The 21,737-nt window shown below is 60.1% G+C and carries 21 protein-coding genes; 13 read left to right on the top strand and 8 right to left on the bottom strand.

Features of this window, described 5'->3' with window-relative positions; all coding sequences use genetic code 11:
* Positions 1 to 1,332, top strand: coding sequence for an RNA helicase RhlE1 (gene rhlE1 / locus GNF76_RS19795; protein WP_155584804.1), 1,332 nt, complete (start codon positions 1 to 3; stop codon positions 1,330 to 1,332).
* Between the two features lie 61 nt (positions 1,333 to 1,393).
* Here the strand turns inward: rhlE1 and GNF76_RS19790 are convergent, their stop codons facing one another.
* Entirely contained in the window at positions 1,394 to 2,638 is a 1,245-nt protein-coding gene (locus GNF76_RS19790; RefSeq protein ID WP_155584803.1) for a TIGR03862 family flavoprotein, read from the bottom strand.
* Positions 2,639 to 2,810: 172 nt separating this feature from the next.
* A complete protein-coding gene (locus GNF76_RS19785) occupies positions 2,811 to 3,731 on the bottom strand; it encodes a histone deacetylase family protein (protein ID WP_155584802.1) in 921 nt (306 codons plus the stop codon).
* Positions 3,732 to 3,807: 76 nt separating this feature from the next.
* On the opposite strand from GNF76_RS19785, the gene GNF76_RS19780 reads away from it, so the two are divergent.
* From GNF76_RS19780 to GNF76_RS19770, 3 genes are read left to right on the top strand one after another with little or no spacing between them, the layout of a single operon-like run.
* The gene (locus GNF76_RS19780; protein ID WP_155584801.1) at positions 3,808 to 4,377 is read left to right on the top strand and encodes a GNAT family N-acetyltransferase; all 570 of its coding nucleotides are present in this window, start codon (positions 3,808 to 3,810) and stop codon (positions 4,375 to 4,377) included.
* 43 nt (positions 4,378 to 4,420) lie between these two features.
* Entirely contained in the window at positions 4,421 to 5,290 is an 870-nt protein-coding gene (gene tesB, locus GNF76_RS19775) for an acyl-CoA thioesterase II (RefSeq protein WP_155584800.1), read from the top strand.
* The gene (locus tag GNF76_RS19770; RefSeq protein WP_155584799.1) at positions 5,287 to 5,874 is read left to right on the top strand and encodes an HAD family hydrolase; all 588 of its coding nucleotides are present in this window, start codon (positions 5,287 to 5,289) and stop codon (positions 5,872 to 5,874) included. Before tesB ends, GNF76_RS19770 begins: the two co-directional genes overlap by 4 nt.
* 133 nt (positions 5,875 to 6,007) lie before the next feature.
* Here GNF76_RS19770 and GNF76_RS19765 read toward each other — a convergent pair whose 3' ends face one another.
* The 3 genes from GNF76_RS19765 to GNF76_RS19755 all read right to left on the bottom strand — a co-directional run bounded on the left by GNF76_RS19765 (position 6,008) and on the right by GNF76_RS19755 (position 8,396).
* Positions 6,008 to 6,982 carry an alpha/beta hydrolase gene (locus GNF76_RS19765; protein ID WP_155584798.1) on the bottom strand — a complete coding sequence of 325 codons (975 nt, stop codon included), beginning with the start codon at positions 6,980 to 6,982 and terminating at the stop codon, positions 6,008 to 6,010.
* The gene (gene ypfJ / locus GNF76_RS19760) at positions 6,983 to 7,876 is read right to left on the bottom strand and encodes a KPN_02809 family neutral zinc metallopeptidase (RefSeq protein ID WP_155584797.1); all 894 of its coding nucleotides are present in this window, start codon (positions 7,874 to 7,876) and stop codon (positions 6,983 to 6,985) included.
* Between the two features lie 94 nt (positions 7,877 to 7,970).
* A complete protein-coding gene (locus tag GNF76_RS19755; protein WP_155584796.1) occupies positions 7,971 to 8,396 on the bottom strand; it encodes a lipoprotein in 426 nt (141 codons plus the stop codon).
* Positions 8,397 to 8,580: 184 nt separating this feature from the next.
* On the opposite strand from GNF76_RS19755, the gene GNF76_RS19750 reads away from it, so the two are divergent.
* Positions 8,581 to 9,459, top strand: a complete 879-nt coding sequence (locus GNF76_RS19750; RefSeq protein WP_155584795.1) for a DMT family transporter — start codon at positions 8,581 to 8,583, stop codon at positions 9,457 to 9,459.
* 6 nt (positions 9,460 to 9,465) lie between these two features.
* Here GNF76_RS19750 and GNF76_RS19745 read toward each other — a convergent pair whose 3' ends face one another.
* Positions 9,466 to 10,800 carry an MFS transporter gene (locus GNF76_RS19745; RefSeq protein ID WP_155584794.1) on the bottom strand — a complete coding sequence of 445 codons (1,335 nt, stop codon included), beginning with the start codon at positions 10,798 to 10,800 and terminating at the stop codon, positions 9,466 to 9,468.
* Positions 10,801 to 11,055: 255 nt separating this feature from the next.
* Here GNF76_RS19745 and quiC point away from each other — a divergent pair, with 255 nt between their 5' ends.
* Together quiC and GNF76_RS19735 are read left to right on the top strand one after the other, a co-directional pair.
* Positions 11,056 to 12,960 (top strand): 3-dehydroshikimate dehydratase QuiC, encoded by a 1,905-nt coding sequence (gene quiC, locus GNF76_RS19740; protein WP_155584793.1) that lies wholly within the window; start codon positions 11,056 to 11,058, stop codon positions 12,958 to 12,960.
* A gap of 71 nt (positions 12,961 to 13,031) precedes the next feature.
* The gene (locus tag GNF76_RS19735; protein ID WP_155584792.1) at positions 13,032 to 13,697 is read left to right on the top strand and encodes a TetR/AcrR family transcriptional regulator; all 666 of its coding nucleotides are present in this window, start codon (positions 13,032 to 13,034) and stop codon (positions 13,695 to 13,697) included.
* Between the two features lie 60 nt (positions 13,698 to 13,757).
* Here GNF76_RS19735 and GNF76_RS19730 read toward each other — a convergent pair whose 3' ends face one another.
* Together GNF76_RS19730 and aroQ are read right to left on the bottom strand one after the other, a co-directional pair.
* The gene (locus tag GNF76_RS19730) at positions 13,758 to 14,615 is read right to left on the bottom strand and encodes a shikimate dehydrogenase (RefSeq protein ID WP_379652573.1); all 858 of its coding nucleotides are present in this window, start codon (positions 14,613 to 14,615) and stop codon (positions 13,758 to 13,760) included.
* Positions 14,616 to 14,620: 5 nt separating this feature from the next.
* Positions 14,621 to 15,061, bottom strand: a complete 441-nt coding sequence (gene aroQ / locus GNF76_RS19725; protein WP_155584790.1) for a type II 3-dehydroquinate dehydratase — start codon at positions 15,059 to 15,061, stop codon at positions 14,621 to 14,623.
* A gap of 227 nt (positions 15,062 to 15,288) precedes the next feature.
* On the opposite strand from aroQ, the gene GNF76_RS19720 reads away from it, so the two are divergent.
* From GNF76_RS19720 to GNF76_RS19695, 6 genes are all read left to right on the top strand, one after another.
* On the top strand, positions 15,289 to 15,810 hold the full coding sequence (locus GNF76_RS19720; RefSeq protein ID WP_155584789.1) for an RNA polymerase sigma factor: 522 nt from the start codon (positions 15,289 to 15,291) through the stop codon (positions 15,808 to 15,810).
* A 61-nt stretch (positions 15,811 to 15,871) separates the two neighbouring features.
* Positions 15,872 to 16,876, top strand: a complete 1,005-nt coding sequence (locus GNF76_RS19715) for a FecR domain-containing protein (RefSeq protein ID WP_178123432.1) — start codon at positions 15,872 to 15,874, stop codon at positions 16,874 to 16,876.
* Between the two features lie 135 nt (positions 16,877 to 17,011).
* Complete coding sequence (locus GNF76_RS19710; RefSeq protein WP_155584788.1) at positions 17,012 to 19,768, top strand: TonB-dependent receptor; 2,757 nt, start codon at positions 17,012 to 17,014, stop codon at positions 19,766 to 19,768.
* Between the two features lie 105 nt (positions 19,769 to 19,873).
* A complete protein-coding gene (locus GNF76_RS19705; RefSeq protein ID WP_155584787.1) occupies positions 19,874 to 20,494 on the top strand; it encodes a heme acquisition protein HasA in 621 nt (206 codons plus the stop codon).
* A 242-nt stretch (positions 20,495 to 20,736) separates the two neighbouring features.
* Positions 20,737 to 21,165 (top strand): DUF4160 domain-containing protein, encoded by a 429-nt coding sequence (locus tag GNF76_RS19700; RefSeq protein ID WP_155584786.1) that lies wholly within the window; start codon positions 20,737 to 20,739, stop codon positions 21,163 to 21,165.
* Positions 21,162 to 21,608 (top strand): DUF2442 domain-containing protein, encoded by a 447-nt coding sequence (locus GNF76_RS19695; protein WP_155584785.1) that lies wholly within the window; start codon positions 21,162 to 21,164, stop codon positions 21,606 to 21,608. Before GNF76_RS19700 ends, GNF76_RS19695 begins: the two co-directional genes overlap by 4 nt.
* Positions 21,609 to 21,737 lie beyond the last annotated feature (129 nt).

Raw genomic sequence — 21,737 nt, 5'->3', positions numbered from 1 at the left:
ATGACTTTCGCCACCCTTGGCCTGATCGAACCCTTGCTGCGCGCCCTTGAGACGCTCGGCTACCAGACCCCGACGCCGGTGCAGGCGCAAGCCATTCCGGCGGTGCTGGCCGGTCGCGACCTGATGGCCGCAGCCCAGACCGGTACTGGCAAGACCGCCGGTTTCGCCGTGCCGCTGCTGCAACTGCTGACGATGGAAGGGCCGAAAGTTACCGCCAACTCGGTGCGCGCGCTGATCCTGTGCCCGACCCGCGAGCTCGCCGAGCAGGTCCACGCCAGCGTCGCCGAGTACGCCCAACACCTGCCGCTGACCACGTACGCCGTGTATGGCGGCGTGAGCATCAACCCGCAGATGATGAAGCTGCGCAAAGGCGTCGATGTGCTGGTCGCCACGCCTGGCCGGCTGATCGACCTGTTCCGTCAGAACGCGCTGAAACTCAATCAGCTGCAAACCCTGGTGCTGGATGAAGCCGATCGCATGCTCGACCTGGGCTTCTCCGAAGAACTGGCGAACATTTACCGCATGCTGCCGAAAAAGCGCCAGACCCTGCTGTTCTCCGCGACCTTCTCCGACGAGATCCGCCTGCTGGCCGGGCAGATGCTCATTGACCCGTTGATCGTCGAAGTCAGCCCGCGCAACGTCGCCGCCAACACCGTCAAGCAATGGGTGGTGCCGGTGGACAAGAAGCGCAAGGCGGAACTGTTTGTACACTTGATGCGCAAGGGTCGCTGGAAGCAGGTACTGGTGTTCGCCAAGACACGCAACGGCGTGGATGCGCTGGTGGAAAAACTTCAGGGCCTGGGCATCAACGCCGACGGTATTCATGGTGACAAGCCACAAGCGACCCGCCAGCGGGCGCTGGATCGCTTCAAGTCCAGCGATGTGCAGATTTTGGTAGCCACCGACGTGGCGGCCCGTGGCCTGGACATCGAAGACTTGCCGCTGGTGGTCAACTTTGACCTGCCGATTGTGGCTGAAGACTACATCCACCGCATCGGTCGTACCGGTCGTGCGGGCAACACCGGTGAGGCGATTTCCCTGGTGTGTGCCGATGAAGTGAACATGTTGTCGGCCATCGAGATGCTGACCCGTCAGACGTTGACCCGGCATATGGAGCAGGACTTCGAGCCGGAGCATCGGGTGCCGGACACTGACTCCAGTGGTCAGGTGGTGAAAAAGCCGAAGAAGCCGAAGAAACCCAAGACCTCGGGTGGCGGCAAGCGCAACCTGGGCAAGTGGGTGGAGAGTGGTGAAGTGTCGGTGGCGGAGCCTTCGCTTAAGCCGGTGCGCAAGGTGCCGGTGTTTAATACCGGGCCGCGTAAGAAGAAGTAAGTTTCAAGGTGCCTGCGATGGCCTCATCGCAGGCGAGCCAGCTCCCACATTGGCGTGTGTTTCAATCCGGGATTTGTGTGTTCAGCCACTCCAGCACACCCCGCCCGGCGGCCCGGCCGCTGGCAAAACACCCCGTCAGCAGATACCCGCCCGTCGGCGCTTCCCAGTCCAGCATCTCGCCCGCGCAGAACACGCCCGGCAATTGCTTGACCATCAATCGTTCATCCAGCGCTTCAAACGGCACACCGCCCGCAGTACTGATGGCTTCGTCCATGGGCCTGGCTTTTACCAGCGTCAGGGGCAGTGCCTTGATATCGATGGCCAACTGCGCCGGGTCGTTGAAGTGCTCGGCGGGTGCCAACTCTCGCAACAGTGCGGCTTTCACGCCATCCAACCCCAACTGACTGTGCAAGTGCTTGCTCATCGAGCGCGACCCGCGGGGTTTGGCCAGTGCGGCCTGGACCTTGTCCAACGACCTGCCCGGTAGCAGGTCGATATGCACCGTGGCCGTTCCCTCCCGATTGATCGCCTCGCGAATCGGTGCCGACAGGGCGTAGATCAGGCTGCCTTCAATCCCTGTGGCGGTGATCACACATTCACCCAGTCGCGGCTTGTCATCCGCCAGGCCAATAGCAACGTTTTTCAACGGGGCACCGGCGAATTTGCTGACCATCAGCTCGCTCCAGGCTGACACCTCGAAGCCGCAGTTGCTCGGTTGCAGTGGCGCGTAAGGGACGCCTTTGTCTTCCAGTAGCTTGAGCCAGGCGCCATCGGAACCCAAGCGCGACCAACTGCCGCCGCCCAGGGCCAGCAGTACCGCATCGCTGCGTAGGCTTTTATCGCCCTCGGGGCTGTGGATAAGCAGGCTGGCGTCGTCATTCCAGCCCAACCAGCGATGACGGGTGTGGATAACTACGCCCTGATCCCGTAGGCGCTTGAGCCAGGCCCGAAGTAGCGGGGCGGCTTTCATGTCGGTAGGAAAGACTCGGCCGGAGCTGCCGACAAAGGTTTGAATCCCCAGCCCATGAATCCATTCGCACAATGCCTCGGCACCGAACTGATGCAGCAACGGCGCGATCTGTGGCGCACGTTCGGCATAGCGCGAGAGAAACGCCGGATAGGCTTCGGAATGGGTAATGTTCATCCCACCCACGCCCGCCAGCAGGAACTTGCGGCCCACCGAGGGCATGCCGTCGTACAGATCGACCTTGACCCCGGCCTGGCTCAGCACTTCGGCAGCCATCAGCCCGGCGGGGCCGCCGCCGATGATGATGACGTGATGAGACTGGGCGTGGGTCTGAGGCATGAGAGTGACTGCGGTTCGGCAAAGTAGGCCGAGCATTCTACCCGAGGACGCCGAGACTGCCTGATCAAAAAACGTACAGCTTCCTACAAGCTATGTGCCTGCTAGCTTACAGAGGGTTTCACTCAGGTTATCCACAGGCAGTTCCACAGCGATTGTGGGTAACGCCCACACTTCAGTGACAACCTGATGACGTCCATACCCGCTGCGCACTGTGATGCAAAATGCCATGGCGGCGGGCGAGGGCGGGGCGGTCCTTGCTGTAGCCGCCGCCAATCACGCCCATCACCGGGATGTCGCGGCCCAGGCAATGGCGCATCACGCTTTCGTCGCGGGCGGCGACGCCTTGGTCGGTCAGCTTGAGATAGCCGAGGGCGTCGTCCTTGTGCACATCGACGCCGGCGTCGTACAGCACCAGGTCGGGTTGATACAGCGGCAGCAGGTAGTTGAGGGCATCGTCTACCACCTTGAGGTAATCGGCGTCGCCCATGCCCATGGGAAGCGGAATATCCCAGTCGCTGCGGGCCTTGCGTGCTGGGAAATTCTTTTCGCAGTGCAGGGATACGGTGATGGCGTCCGGGGTGTGTTCGAGGATGCGCGCGGTGCCGTCGCCCTGATGCACGTCACAGTCGAAGATCAGCACTCGGTCGACCCGGCCGCTTTCAAGCAGGTAATGACTGATTACCGCCAAGTCATTAAAGATGCAGAAACCTGCCGGATAGTCGTAGTGGGCGTGATGAGTACCACCCGCCAGATGGCAGGCCAGGCCGTGCTCCAGCGCCTGTTCAGCGGCTAACAGCGAGCCGCCGACGGCGCGCACGGTACGTCGGGCCAGGGCTTCGCTCCAGGGCAAGCCAAGGCGCCGTTGGTCTTCGCGGGATAACTCGCCACTCATATAGCGTTCGATATACCCAGGTTCATGGGCGAGGGCCAGAATCTCTGCCGGGCACAGTTCCGGGCGCAGCAGTTGGCTGTCCTGAGTCAGGCCGCTGTCCACCAGGTGATCGCGCAACAGGCGGAACTTATCCATGGGGAAGCGGTGGTCCGCCGGGAACTCAGGACTGTAGTCGTCGTGGTAGATCAGTGGCAAAGGCATGGCAATTTCTGACGGGGACCAGCGACGGATCTTAACAGCGCGGTACACTTACGCACATGGCAGGGGAGGGGGATCAATGGAGCCGATACAGGAATTGGAAAGCGCACGCCTGGTGTTGCGCCAATGGAGTGATGCCGATCTGCCGGAGTTTGCCCGGATGTGCGCCGACCCGCAGGTGATGCGTTATTTTCCGGCCACCCTGAGTCGCCTGGAAAGCGCGGCGCTGATCGGACGGATTCGGGGTCACTTTGCCGAGTACGGCTTTGGACTGTGGGCCTTGCAGCGCAAGGACGGCGGTGAGTTTATCGGCCTGACCGGGTTGCTGAATGTCAGCTTCGATGCCGAGTTCACCCCGGCGGTGGAGATTGGCTGGCGCCTGGCCAAGGAGCATTGGGGCCTGGGTTACGCCAGTGAGGCGGCCTGGACCGCATTGCGCTGTGGCTTCGACCGACTGAAGCTGAATGACGTCGTCGCTTTCACCACCCAAACCAATTTGCCGTCACAGAAAGTCATGCAGGCCATCGGTATGCAGTACGATCCGTCGGCAGATTTTGAACACCCCAAGGTCGCGGCGGATGACCCGTTGCGCCATCATGTTTTGTACCGCATCACCCGCGCCCAATGGTTGGATACGCTGCACGGATAAGCAGCCCGGAATGCCCAATAGATTGTTGTAGGAGCATTGCTTTATGAGCCAAGTGTTGGAAGATCTGGTGGACCTGCTGACCCTGGAACCGATCGAGGAAAACCTCTTTCGCGGCCGCAGCCAGGACCTGGGCTTTCGCCAACTGTTCGGCGGTCAGGTGCTGGGCCAATCGTTGTCGGCGGCGAGCCAGACCGTTGAAGAAGCGCGGCATGTGCATTCCTTGCACGGTTACTTTCTGCGCCCAGGCGATGCAGCGTTACCGGTGGTGTATCAGGTCGATCGGGTGCGCGATGGCGGCAGCTTCAGCACGCGCCGGGTGACGGCGATCCAGAAGGGCAACCCGATCTTCACCTGCAGCGCTTCGTTCCAGTACGACGAAGAGGGCTTCGAGCACCAGACGACCATGCCTCAGGTGGTCGGTCCGGAAAACCTGCCCTCGGAGCTGGAGCTGACCCAACAGCGGGCGCACCTGATTCCCGAGCACATGCGCGAAAAATTGCTGTGCCCCAAGCCCATCGAAGTACGGCCGGTGACCGAGAAAGACCCGTTCAACCCGCAGCCGTCTGATCCGGTCAAATATGTGTGGTTTCGCGCCGACGGCGCCTTGGCCGACTCGCCGGCGCTGCATAAATACTTGCTGGCCTATGCATCGGACTTCGGTCTGCTGACCACTTCGTTGCTGCCCCATGGCAAGACCGTGTGGCAGAAAGACATGCAAGTCGCCAGCCTCGACCACGCGCTGTGGTTCCATGGCGACCTGCGCGCCGATGACTGGCTGCTCTACGCCATGGACAGCCCATGGGCCGGTAATTCCCGTGGGTTCTCCCGGGGCAGCGTATACAACCGTGCCGGGCAACTGGTGGCATCGGTGACTCAGGAAGGCTTGATTCGCCACCGCAAGGATTGGGCATGAGCCTGGGTGACGTTAAGTATTGGGTGTTCGACATGGACGGCACCCTGACCGTCGCTGTACATGACTTTGCGGCCATTCGCGTGGCCCTGGATATTCCGGCGAGTGACGACATCCTTACGCACCTGGCAGCGTTGCCTGCTGCTGAAGCGGCGGCCAAGCATGCCTGGTTGCTGGAACATGAGCGGGACCTGGCGGTGGGTTCTGTTGCCGCGACCGGTGCCGTGGAGTTGGTGCGGGAATTGGCGCAGCGTGGTTATCGCCTGGGCATCCTGACCCGTAATGCCCGGGAGCTGGCCCATGTGACGCTGCACGCCATCGGCTTGGCCGACTGTTTTGCGGCCGAGGATGTGCTGGGCCGTGATGATGCCCCACCCAAGCCTGATCCGGGTGGCCTGCTGAAACTGGCACAGGCTTGGGATGTTGCGCCGAGTCAGATGGTGATGGTGGGAGACTATCGCTTCGACCTGGATTGCGGTCGGGCGGCGGGGACTAAAACCGTGCTGGTTAATCTACCCGACAACCCATGGCCTGAACTGGCCGACTGGCATGCCGAGGATTGTGCGGTGTTGCGCCAGATGATCTAGACCAGACAATGAAAATCAAATGTGGGAGCTGGCTTGCCTGCGATGGCTGACTAACATTCAACACTGATGTTGACTGTTACACCGTCATCGCAGGCAAGCCAGCTCCTACATTTTGATCCGGTTTCTTCAGGGGCTATGGGAACAACACCTTGCGCCCCTCAGGCGCGGTAAACATCTTGTCCCCGTCATGCCCAACCCCGGGCACCTCAACCAGCTTGTGGCTCAACTGCGGATGCCGTTGCTTGAGGTAATCGAAGTAGTTGTGCCCGCGAATCAGTCGGTACGGGCCCTGGGTTTCGGCCTCGCAGCTCTTGTCCAACGCTGGGTGATTGGGATCGGTGTCCTTTTGGCCCAGCAGGTAGGTGATGTCGCGCGCCACATACGTTTGCTCAAGCACCTCGGCGCTTTGCCCCTTGGCGTACTCCGGCAGCTTCTGCATGCCGTACTTCCAGTCATTGAAGCCCGGGCAACTGGCGACATCGAATTTCACCGGACGCTGTGGGCTGAAATACGCGTAGGACGACGGGTTGGCGACCACATAGCGCAAGCTGATGCCTTCGGTTTTCAAGGTCGGGTGATCGTGGCCGGTCAAGGCAAAGCGCTGCACGACCTGACCACCACCCGAGTGGCCGGCGACGACAATTTCCTTCAGGGCCGGGAACAGCTTGCGATTGCCCAAGTGCTTGATGATCTGGTCCAGCGCCCCGTAGGAGCTGACCTGGCCAGGCCCGATGGAGGGCTCGCCGGCCATCCAGTCATTGCCGTGCCAGCGCAACACCTGGGTGTTCAACTGGTTGCGTTTAACATCGGACTCGTTGAGAAACTGCGGTGCAATCACCAGGGTATTGGCGCTTTGCCCTGCGCTCTGGGCCGCATCTTCACCGCTTTTCAGGTAGGTCTGGGCATTGCGCAGCCGGCCGTGGATGATGATCAGTGCGCGGGTCACCTGAGGCAGTGGCTGACGCCAATCCTGGCTCAGGCCAAGGCTCAGGTCACCGGCCTCCAGATGAAAGCGATCGGGGCTGATGACCTTGACCCCCTCTTCGGCAGCCCAGGCGGAGGAGCATGTCATCAACAAGCCCAGCAGTAGACCCGATCGCTTATTCATTTAGAGGCTCTTGGCGGTGAAGGTGTCGCATTGGTTGATTTGGCCATTGGCAAAGCCGGTCTTGAACCAGCGGACCCGCTGTGCCGACGTGCCGTGGGTGAACGAGTCCGGCACGACACGGCCCTGGCTTTGTTGCTGGAGACGGTCGTCGCCGATGGCATTCGCCGCATTCAGTGCCTCTTCAATATCCCCCGGCTCCAGCCAGTTCAGGCGCTTCTGCGCTCGATTGGCCCAGACCCCGGCGAAGCAGTCGGCTTGCAGCTCCTGGCGTACCAGCAAGCCGCCATCGCCTTCCATCGGACGGCCTTGTTGACGCGCTGCCTGAATCTTCGCCGAAATCCCGAGCAAGGTCTGCACATGGTGTCCGACTTCGTGAGCGATCACGTAGGCCTGGGCGAAATCGCCGGCTGCCTTGAAGCGCTGAGACATCTCCCGGAAGAAGTCCAGGTCGAGGTAGACCTGCTGATCAGCCGGGCAATAGAACGGGCCGCTGGCGGACGTTGCACCACCGCAGGCGGAATTCACCCGGCCCCGGAACAGGATCAACTTGGGGTTCTTGTAGGTCAGGCCGTTTTCCTGGAACACCTGGCCCCAGGTGTCTTCGGTGTCACCGAGTACGGCGCGGACGAAGTCGGCTTGTTCATCATTGGCCGGAGGGGACTGGCGCGTCTGCGGGCTGACCGAGGGGGCTTGCTCGGTCAGTTGGCCACTGAGTTGCCCGAGGATTTGCATCGGGTCCTGGCCGGTGAGCCAGCCGATGCCGACGATCAGCACAATGGCCGTCAGGCTCAGGCCCTTGCCACCACCAAAGCGCATGCCACCACCACCGCCAGCGCCGCTGTCATCGCGGGCATCGACTACGTTGTCGCTGCGTCGGCCTTTTTTCCATAGCATGTGGCAATCCTCTTGATAAACGTGCAGATCAGTGTTGTTGGTGAGTCGGGTTGGCGCCAGTCCGGCTGTCTGACGCTATCTAAGCCCAAGGATGTTATGGACGGCAATAACCTTCGCCGCTATTGACCACCAGGCAGTTCTTTTTATCGGCCAGCCACTTCAGGCCAGTGGCTTCACCGTCGCCGGCACGCAGGGTTTGTGGGCCGTCGGGGCGGGTAAAACTGATACCGTCTTCGGTAGCCACGCCTTTGAAGGTCCCCGAGTCATCTGCATCGAGGCCGTATTGCATGGTCAGCACGTAGTGGCCGCGACCGATGGTGTCGTCCTTGCTGATGGTCAGGTTCAGGCCTTCGACGCCCGTCCACTGGCCAACCCATTTGTCGGTAGGCAGGGTTTCGGGAACCAGGGTGGCTTGAACTGAGGCGGGAGGCACTTTAGGGACGGGCTTATTGTCCTGAGCTTCTTTGTTGCAGGCGCTGAGCAGGGCAAGGGTGGACAGTAGCAACAGTGTTTTTTTCATGATGAAAAAGCCTTGGTTAAATAACGCACAGTGGTGGGGCCGCGTGCAGCGTTCGACTCGATTCCCGCGATTTAGTGCGCTGTTCGAACAGTGTTTGGTTATGCTCTTGAGATAGACGTACGCACGGCTCTAGATTGTGCCCCGTTTGCGGCGGTCATTTCAGCCTGCCACTCAAGAGAACACAATGACCCTCAGTACTCCACTTTCCGGCGTCAACCATCCCCTCAAAGGCATTTTGTTGATTGTGGTGGCGACCTTTTTGTTTTCCAGCCACGACGCGTTGTCCAAATACCTGGCCGGTTTCTATCCGATTGTGATGGTGGTGTGGGCTCGCTACATGGTGCATACGCTGTTGATGGCCGGGATCTTCCTGCCGCAATCCGGGCTGCGGGTGTTGCGCAGTAAACGGCCCGGACTGCAAGTGGTACGGGCCTTGTGCCTGCTGGGCACCAGCCTGTTCTTCACCACGGCCCTGCAATTCATTCCGTTGGCCGAAGCCACGGCGGTCAACTTCCTGGCGCCGATCCTGGTGACGGCATTGTCGGTACCGTTGCTGGGCGAGCACGTGACCCGTGGCCAATGGCTGGCGGTGATTTGCGGCTTTGTCGGCGTCTTGATCATTGTTCACCCGGGCGGTGAACTGTTTACGCCGGCGGTGTTGCTGCCGTTGTGTTCCGCGTTGTTTTTCTGCTTCTACCAACTGCTCACGCGCATCCTCAGCCAGTACGACAGCCCGACCACCAGTAACTTCTTCGCCGGTTTGTGCAACACCTTGGTGATGAGTGCGCTGGTGCCGTTCTTCTGGCAAGTGCCAAGCCTGTGGAATGGCGTGTTGATGCTGGCGCTGGGCACCTGCGGGATGACCGCGCACTTGTTGCTGACCAAGGCGTTCCGCTTTGCGGCACCGGCCCTGTTGGCGCCGTTCGGCTATTGCCAGATCGTGTTTGCGGGGTTGTTGGGCTGGCTGGTGTTCGCGCATACCCCGAACCTGACCACGGTGGTCGGGATCGGGGTAATTTGCCTGAGCGGCCTGGCCGCTGCCTGGCAGCAGCGGCGCAGTTGAGTCGAATCAGGCGTCGACGGTAGGAATCTTGCGCGGGGCCATGAAGTACATCCAGATCAGGGCGATGAAGTACATCGCCGGAATCAGGGTGAACAGCACCGTGTAGTTGTTATTCGTGACCGTGAGGATATGCCCGACGATCTGGGTCATGAACATCCCGCCGATGGCCGCGCACATGCCGCCAAAACCGAACACCGTGCTCATCATGTGCTTGGGCGTGTAGTCCATCACCAGGCTCCAGATGTTGGCGGTCCAGGCCTGATGCGCGCCGATGGCCAGGGAGATGGCAAATACCGCGACCCACAGCTGGCTGGAACCGGCGGCCATGATCACCCCGACGATGCAGCAGGCGAACAGCAGCATCGACACAAATCGCGCCTTGATTGCGTTCATCCCACGGCCGATCAGGAACGAAGACAGAATCCCGCCGCCAATGCTGCCGAAGTCCGCCGTCAGGTAAATGATGATCAGCGGGATGCCCATCTGGGTCACGTTGATCCCCAGGTTGTATTGCTGGTTGAGAAACGGCGGCAGCCAATACAGGTAGAACCAGAACACCGGGGCGGTCATCGCGTAAGCCAGGGCGAAGGCCCAGGTGCCGCGCATGCGCAGGATGCGGCTGAACGGCACACGGGGTTGTTCCGGCTCAACTTCCTGCTGTACGTAGTCCAGTTCTGATTGCTTAACGCTCGGATGTTCTTCCGGGTTGTAGTACTTCAAACCCCAGAAAATCAGCCAGATCGCCCCGAGCGCCGACATGCACAGGAATGCCGCCTGCCAGCCCCACACGTGGAGGATCAGCGGCAACAGCATCGGTGTGAGCATGGCGCCGACGTTGGTGCCGGCGTTGAAGATCCCGGTGGCCACTGCTCGCTCGCCGGCGGGGAACCACAGGCGGGTGGTCTTGACGCACGCCGGGTAGTTGGCGGCTTCGGTCAGCCCGAGGATAAAGCGGCAGACCATGAAACCCACTGCCGAGGTGGCCAGGCCGTGGGCGCCGGTGGCGATGCTCCACAACAGCACCGCGCAGAAGAACACACGCTTGACGCCGACCCGGTCGATCAACCGGCCTTGCAGCACAAAGCCGATGGCGTAGCCGACCTGGAACCAGAAGTTGATATTGGCGTAATCCATCGCCGTCCAGCTCATTTCCTTGGCCAGGATCGGCTGCATCACCCCGAGGGCGGCACGGTCGATGTAGTTCAGGGTGGTGGCGAAAAACACCAGGGCCAGCATGCCCCAGCGAGTCTTGCCGACGGCCAGGGCACCACGAATCTTGTCGCCGATGCCGCTATGGGGAATGCCAGGGCGCGCGGCCACGGCGGAGTTTTGCGAAGGCATGATGAGGTACCCGTTTTTTGAAATTTTTATGGTGTGTTCTGGGTCTTGATCCCTTGAGCCCGTCCAATGAAAGCGCGGTTCAAGGTGCGGTCGATGGTGCGCAGTGGCTAAAAAATCGTCAATTCGCCAATGGCCATTGTGTTCGATAATCGCCCATAAAACTAACTGGTTGGTACATTTTAATTTACGCCGAGGACAGTCGAAGCCAATAATTTGCCGCAAACAAGACCTGCCTTTATTGCCGGGAGTCACCCCATGCAACGTTCCATTGCCACCGTTTCCCTGAGCGGAACCCTGCCGGAAAAGCTCGAAGCCATTGCCGCCGCCGGGTTTGATGGCGTGGAAATCTTCGAGAATGACTTATTGTATTACGACGGCAGCCCGCGGGAAGTCAGGCAGATGTGCGCCGACCTGGGTATCGCTATCACCTTGTTTCAGCCCTTCCGTGATTTTGAAGGCTGCCGTCGCGAGCGCCTGGCACACAACCTGGAGCGGGCCGAGCGCAAGTTCGATTTGATGCAGGAACTGGGCACCGACCTGGTGCTGGTGTGCAGCAATGCGTCAGCCGATTCGCTCGGCGACGAACGCATCCTGCTGGATGACTTGAGCCTGTTGGCCGAACGCGCCGGCCGTCGTGGCTTGCGCATTGGGTATGAAGCCCTGGCCTGGGGCCGGCACGTCAATACCTGGCAGCAGGTGTGGAGCCTGGTGCGACAAATTGATCACCCCAGCCTCGGCGTGTTGCTGGACAGTTTTCACACCCTGTCCCTCAAGGGCGATCCCAGTGCCATCGCCGAGATTCCCGGGGACAAGATCTTCTTTGTGCAAATGGCCGATGCACCGATCCTGGCGATGGATGTGTTGGAGTGGAGCCGGCATTTTCGCTGCTTCCCAGGCCAGGGTGAGTTCGATCTGCCGGGCTTTCTCGCGCCCATCATCAAGAGCGGCTACACCGGGCCTCTGTCCCTGGAGATCTTCAACGACGGCTTTCGCGCCGCACCCACCCGGGCCAATGCCGCCGATGGTTTGCGCTCGTTGCTGTACCTGGAAGAGAAGACTCGCCAGCGCCTGGCGCAGGAAGCCGCGCCGGCCGCACAACTTGAAACGCTATTTGAAACACCGGCTGCCAGTGAGTACGACGGCATCGAATTTCTGGAGTTTGCGGTGGATGAAAACCTCGGCGCCAAGCTCACGCAATGGTTGCAGCGTCTGGGCTTCGTCAAGGTCGGTGAGCATCGTTCCAAGCATGTCAGCCTGCTGCGCCAAGGTGATATCAACCTGATCCTCAACTGTGAACCCTATTCCTTTGCCCACAACTTTTTCGAAGCCCACGGACCGTCGTTGTGCGCCACGGCGATTCGGGTCAAGGACAGCGCCAAGGCCCTGGAGCGGGCGGTGGCCTACAAGGGGCAGCCTTATCGCGGTTTGGTCGGCCCCAACGAGCTGGAACTCGCGGCGGTGCGCGCGCCCGATGGCAGCCTGATTTATCTGGTGGACCAGGACCAAGGCGGGATCTACGACACTGATTTCAACCTGCAAGCCTCTACATCGAATGGCGGCGGTTTGCTGCGTATCGACCACATGGCGATGGCTTTGCCTGCCGACAGCCTCGACAGCTGGGTGCTGTTCTACAAAAGCCTGCTGGATTTCGAGGCCGACGATGAAGTGGTGCTGCCCGACCCCTACGGCCTGGTGAAAAGCCGTGCGTTGCGCAGCCGCTGCAGTTCGATTCGCCTGCCGCTGAATATCTCCGAGAACCGCAACACCGCGATTTCCCACGCCCTGTCCAGCTATCGTGGTTCGGGCGTGCATCACATCGCCTTCGACTGCGAGGACATTTTTGCCGAGGTCAGCCGGGCCAAACAGGCCGGCGTACCGCTGTTGGATATCCCGCTCAACTACTACGATGACCTGGCCGCACGCTTTGATTTCGATGACCAGTTCCTCAGCGAACTGGCCTACTACAACGTGCTTTACGACCGTGACGCCCAGGGCGGCGAGTTGTTTCATGTGTACACCGAGCCGTTCGAAGGGCGGTTTTTCTTCGAAATCATCCAGCGCAAGAACGGCTATGCCGGTTATGGCGCGGCCAATGTGGCGGTGCGCCTGGCGGCCATGGCCAAGTCCCGCAGCGGCGCCGTGCGCCAGGCCAAGTTGTAAGGCCTTGGTGCTTCCTTCGCCGTGCGTGGCGGCCCATAATCACGGCCTGCATAAATGGCCGTGAGCGCACCATGAACTCGACTTCCGAACGCCCAGCAACGTCATCGACGCCGCGCAAGGGACGCAAGAACAATCCGGAGAAGACCCGCGAGAATATTCTCCAGGAAGCGATTGTCGAGTTTGTCCAGCAGGGCCTCTCCGGTGCCCGGGTGGACGCCATTGCCGAGCGCATCGATACCTCCAAGCGCATGATCTATTACTACTTCGGCAGCAAGGAACAGCTGTATGTCGAGGTGCTGGAGAAACTCTACGGCGATATTCGCAACACCGAAGCGCGGATGAACCTGACGGCGCTGGAGCCTCGGGAAGCCATCCGGCGCTTGGTGGAATTCACCTTTGATCATCACGACCAGAATGTGGATTTCGTGCGGATCGTCAGCATCGAAAATATCCACAACGCCGAGTACGTGAAACAGTCTGATGCGATCAAGGCGATGAACAGCAACATCCTTGAAGCGCTCGGCGCGACCTTGCGCCGAGGGGCAGAGTTGGGGGTGTTTCGCGAAGGCCTGGAGCCGCTGGATGTCCACCTGCTGATCAATTCGTTCAGCTTTTATCGCGTGTCCAACCGCCACACCTTCAGCGAGATTTTTCAGATCGAGTTGTCGGACGAGGCGGTCAAGCAGCGGCATAGGGCGATGATTTGCGAGTCGGTGTTGCGTTACCTGCAGGCCTGAATGCAACACAGAACAAATGTGGGAGCGAGCAAGCCCGCTCCCACATTTTTGATCCGGTTTCTACACAGAGGTATTCATGCTCTGGAAGTGCGCCAACATTCGCCCCGCATCGGCCACTTCGCCACTGAACAACTCAAACGCCTTCACCGCCTGAAACACCGCCATGTTGCCGCCATCCAAGGTGCGGCAACCCAGCGCCCGAGCGTTGCGCAGCAGTTCGGTTTCCAGCGGGAAATAGACAATTTCCGCCACCCATAACTCAGGTCGCAACGTCGCGAGCGGCACCGGCATACCTGGCAACTTGGCCATGCCCATGGGGGTGGTGTTCACCAGGCCGTCGGCCTCGGCCATGGCGTGGTGCAAGTCGCTGCCCGACTGGGCTCGGCCGGCGCCGAAATGCTGGTTGAGGTTATCGGCCAGGCTTCGGGCGCGGCCTTCGTCCACATCGAAAATGCTTAATCGTTCGACGCCCTCACTGAGCAACGCATGAGCCACCGCCGCGCCTGCACCGCCTGCGCCCATTTGCACCACCTGCTTGCGCGCCGCGCCACTCAAGCCTCGGCGGAACCCTTCGGCGAATCCCAGGCAGTCGGTGTTGTGGCCAATGCGTTTGCCGTCGTGGAGCACCACGGTATTGACCGCACCAATTCCCCGCGCCTCGGGTGACAGTTCGTCGAGCAGTGGCAGGATCACCTGCTTGCACGGGTAGGTGATGTTCAAACCTGTGAAGCTCATCTGTTCAGCGGCCTTGAGCAGGTCGGGCAGGGCGCTGCTGTCCAGGTGCAATTGATCCAGATCGATCAGGCGATACAGGTAGCGCAAGCCGTGGGCATCACCTTCCTGCTCGTGCAGGGCCGGGGTGCGCGAGGCCTGGATGCCGGCGCCGATCAGGCCGGCCAGAATTCGGCGTTGGGGCATAAGACTCATCTCTTCAAGATCTGGCTGAAATGCTCAAGTGCCAGGTGGTAGCCGTGGCTGCCGAATCCGGCGAGCACGGCCTTGGCAATCGGTGACACGAAAGAGTGATGACGAAAGGGTTCCCGCGCGTGCACGTTGGACAGGTGCACCTCGATCACCGGTACCTCACTGGCCACCAGGGCATCGCGGATCGCCACTGAGGTGTGGGTCCAGGCCGCCGGGTTGATCACGATCCCGGCGCAGCGGGTGCGGGCACCGTGGATCCAGTCCAGCAGTTCGCCTTCATGGTTGGTCTGGCGGAACTCCACTTTCAGGCCCAACTGCTCGGCGCTACGGCCACACAGGGCGGCAATGTCGGCCAGGGTTTCATGGCCATAAGTGGCCGGCTCGCGGGTGCCGAGCAGGTTCAGGTTGGGGCCGTTAAGCACCAGCACGATGGGGGGCATAAAGGTGTCTCCACTGTTGTTTTTGGCTTGGACCGAGCGACGTCAGCCTGCGGGGACAAAATGTACCAGATAGTTAATTGTTGCGACGTTGGGTGTGAGTAATTGTTCGATTATCGAACGAGAAATGAACGCAACCTTTCGCCATTCACGAATTGATTTCAATTGAAAATAATTCTCGATAACGCTTAATATGTCCGCTTGTTTCCTTTCCATACCAGGGAGTCGGTTTGTCGGACATGGATCTCAAGGGCCTGTTTCTCCGGCACGCAGATGCCTTGCGCGGGTATCTGTCGCGCCGGGTGGGCGACCCGCAGCTGGCCGCGGACCTGGTGCAGGAGAGTTTTCTGCGCTTGGCCCAAAAGCCTGCCGGTGAACGCATCGACAACTCCCGGGGCTATCTCTATCGAACGGCCGGCAATCTGTTGATCGACCATATTCGTCAGGAAGCGCGGCGCAAGACTGACTCCGTGCCCCACGAGGCGCTGGCCGAGATTGAAGATAATGTGGCTGGGTTGGAGGCTCAGGCAATGGCGCAGCAACAGCGACAGGCATTGAAGCAGGCACTGGCGGAACTGCCGGAGCGAACCCGGCAGATTTTCCGTCTCAACCGTATCGAGGGCATGACCCATGCCCAGGTCGCCCGGCATCTGGATATTTCCGACAGTTCAGTGCAAAAGCATCTGGCCAAGGCCCTGGCCTATGTGATGCAACGCTTGCAGGACGAAGAGGTAATGCCAACTGACGAATGAATTACCGAAGAATTCAAGGTCAAACGTCACAGCGTACATAACGAGAGTTTGAGATTCACACGTGAATAGCCAGGGTCCGCAACAGCACAGCATTACCGAGGCGGCTGCCGAATGGGCGGTGCGCTTGCACGCCGGTGCCCTTGATGAGCACGAACAGGCTGAACTGCGGCACTGGATTGCCCGGGACAGCCGCCATGAATCGGCCCTGCGGTACGCCGAGCAGACGTGGGCCGCGCTGGGTGACGCGCATCACAATCCGGCAGCACTTGCCTCGCGCCAACGTCCTGATGCTGTCAGTGGGCCCATGGGGCGTTCCCCTCGCCGCAGAAGCTGGCGCGTGGCGGCGAGTGTCGCGCTGTTGCTGGTGGTGGTCGGCGTTGGGTGGGTGCGCGGGCCGGAGGCGTTGTTGCAAACGCAAGCCGACTACCTGACCCATAAGGGCGAAGTCCGCACCGTGCATTTGGCGGATGGCAGCACTGTCGAGCTGGATTCCTCCAGCGCGATTCGCCTGGACTTCGACGCAACCCAGCGGCGCATCAGTCTGCTGGCCGGCTCGGCGATTTTTGACGTGGCGCCGATGACGGGTGACGAAACCCGGCCCTTTGTGGTGCAGAGCGCCAGCGGTCAAACCCGCGCCTTGGGCACGCGGTTTGTGGTCGGGCGCGAGGACGATCAGCAGGCCTGGGTCGGCGTGCTGCAACACAGCGTGGCAGTGACGCTGCATGCGCCGCCGCAAAAGGGCTCGACCGACGCGATTCTCAAGGAAGGACAGGCGGTACGCTACAGCCCCCGGGACGGGGTGACGACCCTCGACACTCTGGACCTGCAACGTGCCACCAGTTGGCGCCGCGGCGTGCTGGTGTTTGATCGCCTGCCGTTGACCAAGGTGATCGAGCAACTTAACCGCTATCGCCCCGGTCGCGTGGTGTTGACCAACGCAGACTTGGCTGATCGCGAGGTCAGCGGGGTGTTCCGCCTCGACATGCTCGACGCCGCCTTGGGCACCTTGACCGAAGAGTTGCAGGTCAAGCGGTTCGATCTGGCCGGTGTCAGCCTTATCTACTGACGTCAGTTTCCGGCTTCGTTATTTCCCTCCTTCCGAAAGAATCTTCAAAAAACCTTACTGACTTCCTGGCCCTGACACGTCTTTCTAGTTGAGAAGTATTCGCATAAAAGAGCGGTCAGCGAAGGGATAACGAAGATGTCTGCAATCATCAGGGTGCGCACCACCGGTAGCCGGGTGGCCCTTGCCGTTCACTTGGGGCTGTTTGTCACGGCGGGTCAGGCGTATGCCGCCGACCCCCCGGAGGAAGTTTCGCGGCCCGCCATATTGATGTTCGATGTCCCCGCTCAATCTCTGGGCAGCGCGGTGCTGTCCTTCGCTGACCAGGCCGGTGTGCAAGTGCTGTTCGACAGTGCACGCCTGCAAGGCCTGCAGAGCCTCGCGCTCAAGGGGCGTTACAGCGCTCAGGAGGGCTTGGCCCGTTTATTGGGCAGTGCGCCGGTTGAATACCGGTTTACGGGTGAACGCCAGGTTACGTTGAACCGCGTCAGTGCCGAACATGGCGGCGCCATGGCCCTGGGTACCACCACCATCACCGGCCACAACGAAGGGCAGGCCAGCGATTGGGTGTACCAGACACCGCGCTCCGTTGCGGTGATCACCCGCGATCAGATCGATAAACGCCCACCTCGGCACGCCGCCGACATGCTGGAAGAAACTGCCGGTGTCTACACCGCCGTCAATCAGCGCGACCCGGGCCTGTCGGTGAACATTCGCGGTGTGCAGGACTACGGCCGGGTCAACATGAACATCGACGGCATGCGCCAGAACTTCAACGTCAACGGCCACCAGCAACGCAATGGCACGATGCTAATCGATCCGGAGTTTGTTTCCAGTGTAGAGATCGACAAGGGCAGTCAGTCGGGCATGGGCGGCGCGGCGGTGCTCGGCGGGATCGCTACCTTCAAGACCCTGGAGGCCAGCGAGTTTCTCACCGATGGCAAGGCGTACGGCGGGCGTATTCGTGCCGGCAACGGCCTGGGTGAAATGGGCAATGGCACGAACTTCAACGGCAGCGGTGTGTTCGCTTTTGGTGATGAGCGTGGTGACGTGTTGCTGGGTTACAGCGAGCGGCACTTTGGTAATTACCGGGGTGGCACTCACAACGCCGACAACCTGGGCAGCAACCTGCGGGCCAAGAAGTACGCACCCGAGGCGTTCAAGGATTGGCTCAATAGCGAAGTCGGCGATACGGGCAGCGTGACCCGCTCGCAGATCGCCAAGTTCGGACTCAACCTGCCCAACGATCAGCGGGTGCAACTGAGCTACCTGGAAAGCGACAGCGACAGCAATGATGCCTGGGGCTATATCGCCGACGATTTGCAGAGCACGTATTACCTGCGTAACAGCAAAAACAACCTCAACGCGAAAAACGTCGCGCTGGATTACAGCTACAGCCCGGACAACCCGCTGATCGATTTCAAGGCCAAGGCCTACTATGTCAGCACGCAACTGGATCGGGCCAATTCGCCGAACACCGCGTCCCTCAGTTCCGGCAACTACACCCCGGGCTATACCGACCATTTCCAGACCGACACTTGGGGCCTGCAAGCTGACAACACCTCACGATTCGACCTGGAGCGTTTCGGCCATTTGAGTTGGAACTACGGCCTGGAGATGTACCAGGACAAATTCAAGCCGCGGACCAACAAGATCGAGTCCACCAACACCAACAATTTCGGCTCTCTGCCCTATGCTGCTGGCGCCGATCCGGCTGGCAAGCGCACCATTGCCAGCCTGTTCAACAATCTGCAATACGAGTACGACGACTGGCTGACCCTTGACGCGGGCTTGCGCTACGACCGCTATCGGCTGGAGGGCGTCACGGGCATGACCCTGTACAAGCGTGACCGTTTTTACTCCAGTACCGTGGGCGCCAAGCGGGTCGAGGACATCTTCGATATCGACCGTGAGGAAGGGCGTTTTTCCCCCACCTTCGGTATCGGTATCAAGCCCGGGGTCGATTGGTTGCAACTGTATACCCGCTGGGGCAAGGGCTGGCGGCCACCGGCTGTCACGGAAACCTTCATGAGCGGCCGGCCTCACGGCGGTGGGTCGGGTGAGCGGGTATTCCCCAATCCGTACCTCAAGCCAGAGGAATCTCGCGATTGGGAAGTGGGCCTGAACGTGCTCAAGGAATCGTTGTTTTTCAATAACGATCGACTGGGCATCAAGGTGGCGTACTTCGATACCAAGATCGAAAATTTTTCCTTCCTCAACACCAGTGTGAGCTTGCCGGAAACGTCGGTGGGCGGTTTCAACGGCATCATGGCGTACACCAACAACCTCAACGACACACGCTTCAAGGGCGTGGAATACCAGCTCAACTATGACATGGGCCGCGCCTATACCAACCTCAGCTACACCCACATGATTGGCAGTAATGACTTCTGCTCAAAGAACTATTACCTGGGCGGCGCCAAGAAAAACGGCCCGAGTACCACCCGGCTTGAACGCTATACGTTGCCCAACGGCCGCATCGGTATCCGGCCAGTCACCACCTATGAAGTGCTGGACGACCCGGTGGCCAACGCCAAGGAAAGTTGCGGCCGGATCATGGGTAACGCCACCTACATGCCCGCCGATCGCGGCTCGCTGACCGTCGGTGCGAGGTTCCTCGACAAACGCCTGGATACCGGGATGCGCGTGCGCTACAGCTCGGGCAATGGTGAAAACCTGAACAGCCAGGGTTACCAGTTCATCGACCAGGCGACGTGGCCCAAATACACCGTCTACGACCTGTACGCCAGCTACTGGATGACCGACCAATTGAACATCGCCATGGCCCTGGAAAACGCCACCGATGAAGCCTATTTCGTCGCCATGGGCGATGCCAATAACCTGAGCCTGGCCCGCGGTCGCACATTGAGCGGGATGCTCGAATACAAATTTTGATTGGGCCGTTGCCTGCTTGATCGAACCGGTTTTGCCCAAGGGTGGGCAAAAAGTGCGCCTCACGTGCGTGCTGATCAATAGCGTTGTTTATAACGAGGTTCAGTGATGACTATTTCTGTTAATTACCAGTCGGCGCTCGGTTCTATTTCGGTGTCGGATTACCTGACCAGCTGGGCAACGGGCTTCCAGACGGCCGGCCACGGCCAAGGCAATACGGGTGGCTTCAGCAACGGCACGTTCAGCGGCGACCAGTACTCGACTCACGGCGCCAACAATTCCGAATACGCATTCATTGCCGACAGCAACACCAGCCAAGGCCTGCACTATGTCTTCAACCCATCACTGCCTGCCGGCAACAACCTGAACCACTACCTGTGGGGCAACCTGGATAACGTCGAGCTGGGCACTGGCCTAAGCGGCGGCAATGGCAGTGACTTCAACCTCAGCGATTACAAGGTGGCCTTCAACGGCCTGGACCTGTCCGCTGCCGAAGGTGCCGGCCGTGTTGGTAATAGCGTGCAGGACGTGATCTTCAACCTGATGCAGGGCAACACCACGGCGCTGGAAAGCGTGCTCAACAACGTGCTGGACGACTTCGGCCTGTCCACTGCATCGACCTTCGACCAACTGGCTGCCGCCGGTCTGGGTCACGCGACTCCAGACGCGGGTGCTGTGGCGTTGGTGGGTGTACAGGATGTGGCGCAGGACTGGGCATTTGCGGCCTGACTTGGCTGCGACATAAAAGACACGAATGGCGGATTGTTCCGTCATTCGCTGTATGAAACTTCGCCGCCGTTCAGCGTTTTCTAACGCCTGATCGACGCTCGGCATGAATGGTTACAACCCTCCCTTTGTAGGTCTTTCGACCGTTACTAATCTGTGAGACAGCTCCGGTAGATGGAGCCGGTTGTCGGTTTGCGCCTGGAAAAGTGTTAATCGACGGAAAACAACCTAACGGATGGGTTACGATGAAAATAGGCACTTACAAAGGACATGTGATTGCGGTGTTTCTCAGGGACGAACATTGCCCGCCCCATGTGCATGTAGCAGGCAAGGAATGGAATGCGCGGTTTCGGTTTGGCTTCCTGGACGGGCAAGTCGAGTTGTGGGATGTGGATCCTGAACGGCGTCGGCCACCTGTGGCAATCCTGGAAGGAATTCGCCAGACCTTGATGCAGCCGGCTTGCCTGGACCGGGCGCGAAAAACTTGGTGGGAAAAGCTGCAGACGGTGTGCCTGGAAAACCAGTCGTGGGATTGGCTGGCCGATGAAGTGGTACCGGGGCTGGCGCTTCGGCGTGGTGTCTACGTGATTGCAGGTGCTTATCACGACGTTGCGGGGCGACGAACAATATTGGATCTGGTGGATGCGCCGGACCGCGTGGAGATTCTTTTATGAAAACCGTAAAAGCCAAGGCCAGGCCTGACGAGCCGATCACTGAAGCCGTTGTGGACAAGGCGCTGGCCCGAGGTCGAAAGCTTGACCGTCCAGGGGCGAACGCCACCACCGTCCGGTATGAAGACCAGTGTCTGTCTATCGGGTTTGCGGATGGCAGCCGCGTGATGCTGCCTGCTGCTAACTACTCGGAGTTCAAGGACTTCTCCCCGCAGGATTTCCAGCAACTTGAAGTCGGTTTCGCGGGGGCAGCCTTGTGTTGTGAGGCCCGGGACCTGCATGTTTCGATCACCGGGTTGATTGCCATGAGCCAGCCGTTGATGGACATGGCCGTCAGCCTGGTGGCCTCGCGCAATGGCAAGCGCAGCAGTACGGTCAAGGCCGAGGCCGCACGGGCCAATGGACGGAAGGGTGGCAGGCCACGCAAGGCTGAGCAGCCTCTGTGAAAAGCCGTCTCGAGGACTAACGCTGGTCAGTCAAGTGAACGCAATGCTCAAGGCAGAGAAGAACACATGTGGGAGCTGGCTTGCCTGAGATTGGCATAGGTATCTACACATTTCTTGAACCCCCTGAAA

It is taken from the genome of Pseudomonas spelaei (assembly GCF_009724245.1).
Classification (GTDB): domain Bacteria; phylum Pseudomonadota; class Gammaproteobacteria; order Pseudomonadales; family Pseudomonadaceae; genus Aquipseudomonas; species Aquipseudomonas spelaei.
Note: the sequence above shows the minus strand (reverse complement) of the source record. Positions and strands in the feature narration are given on the sequence as shown.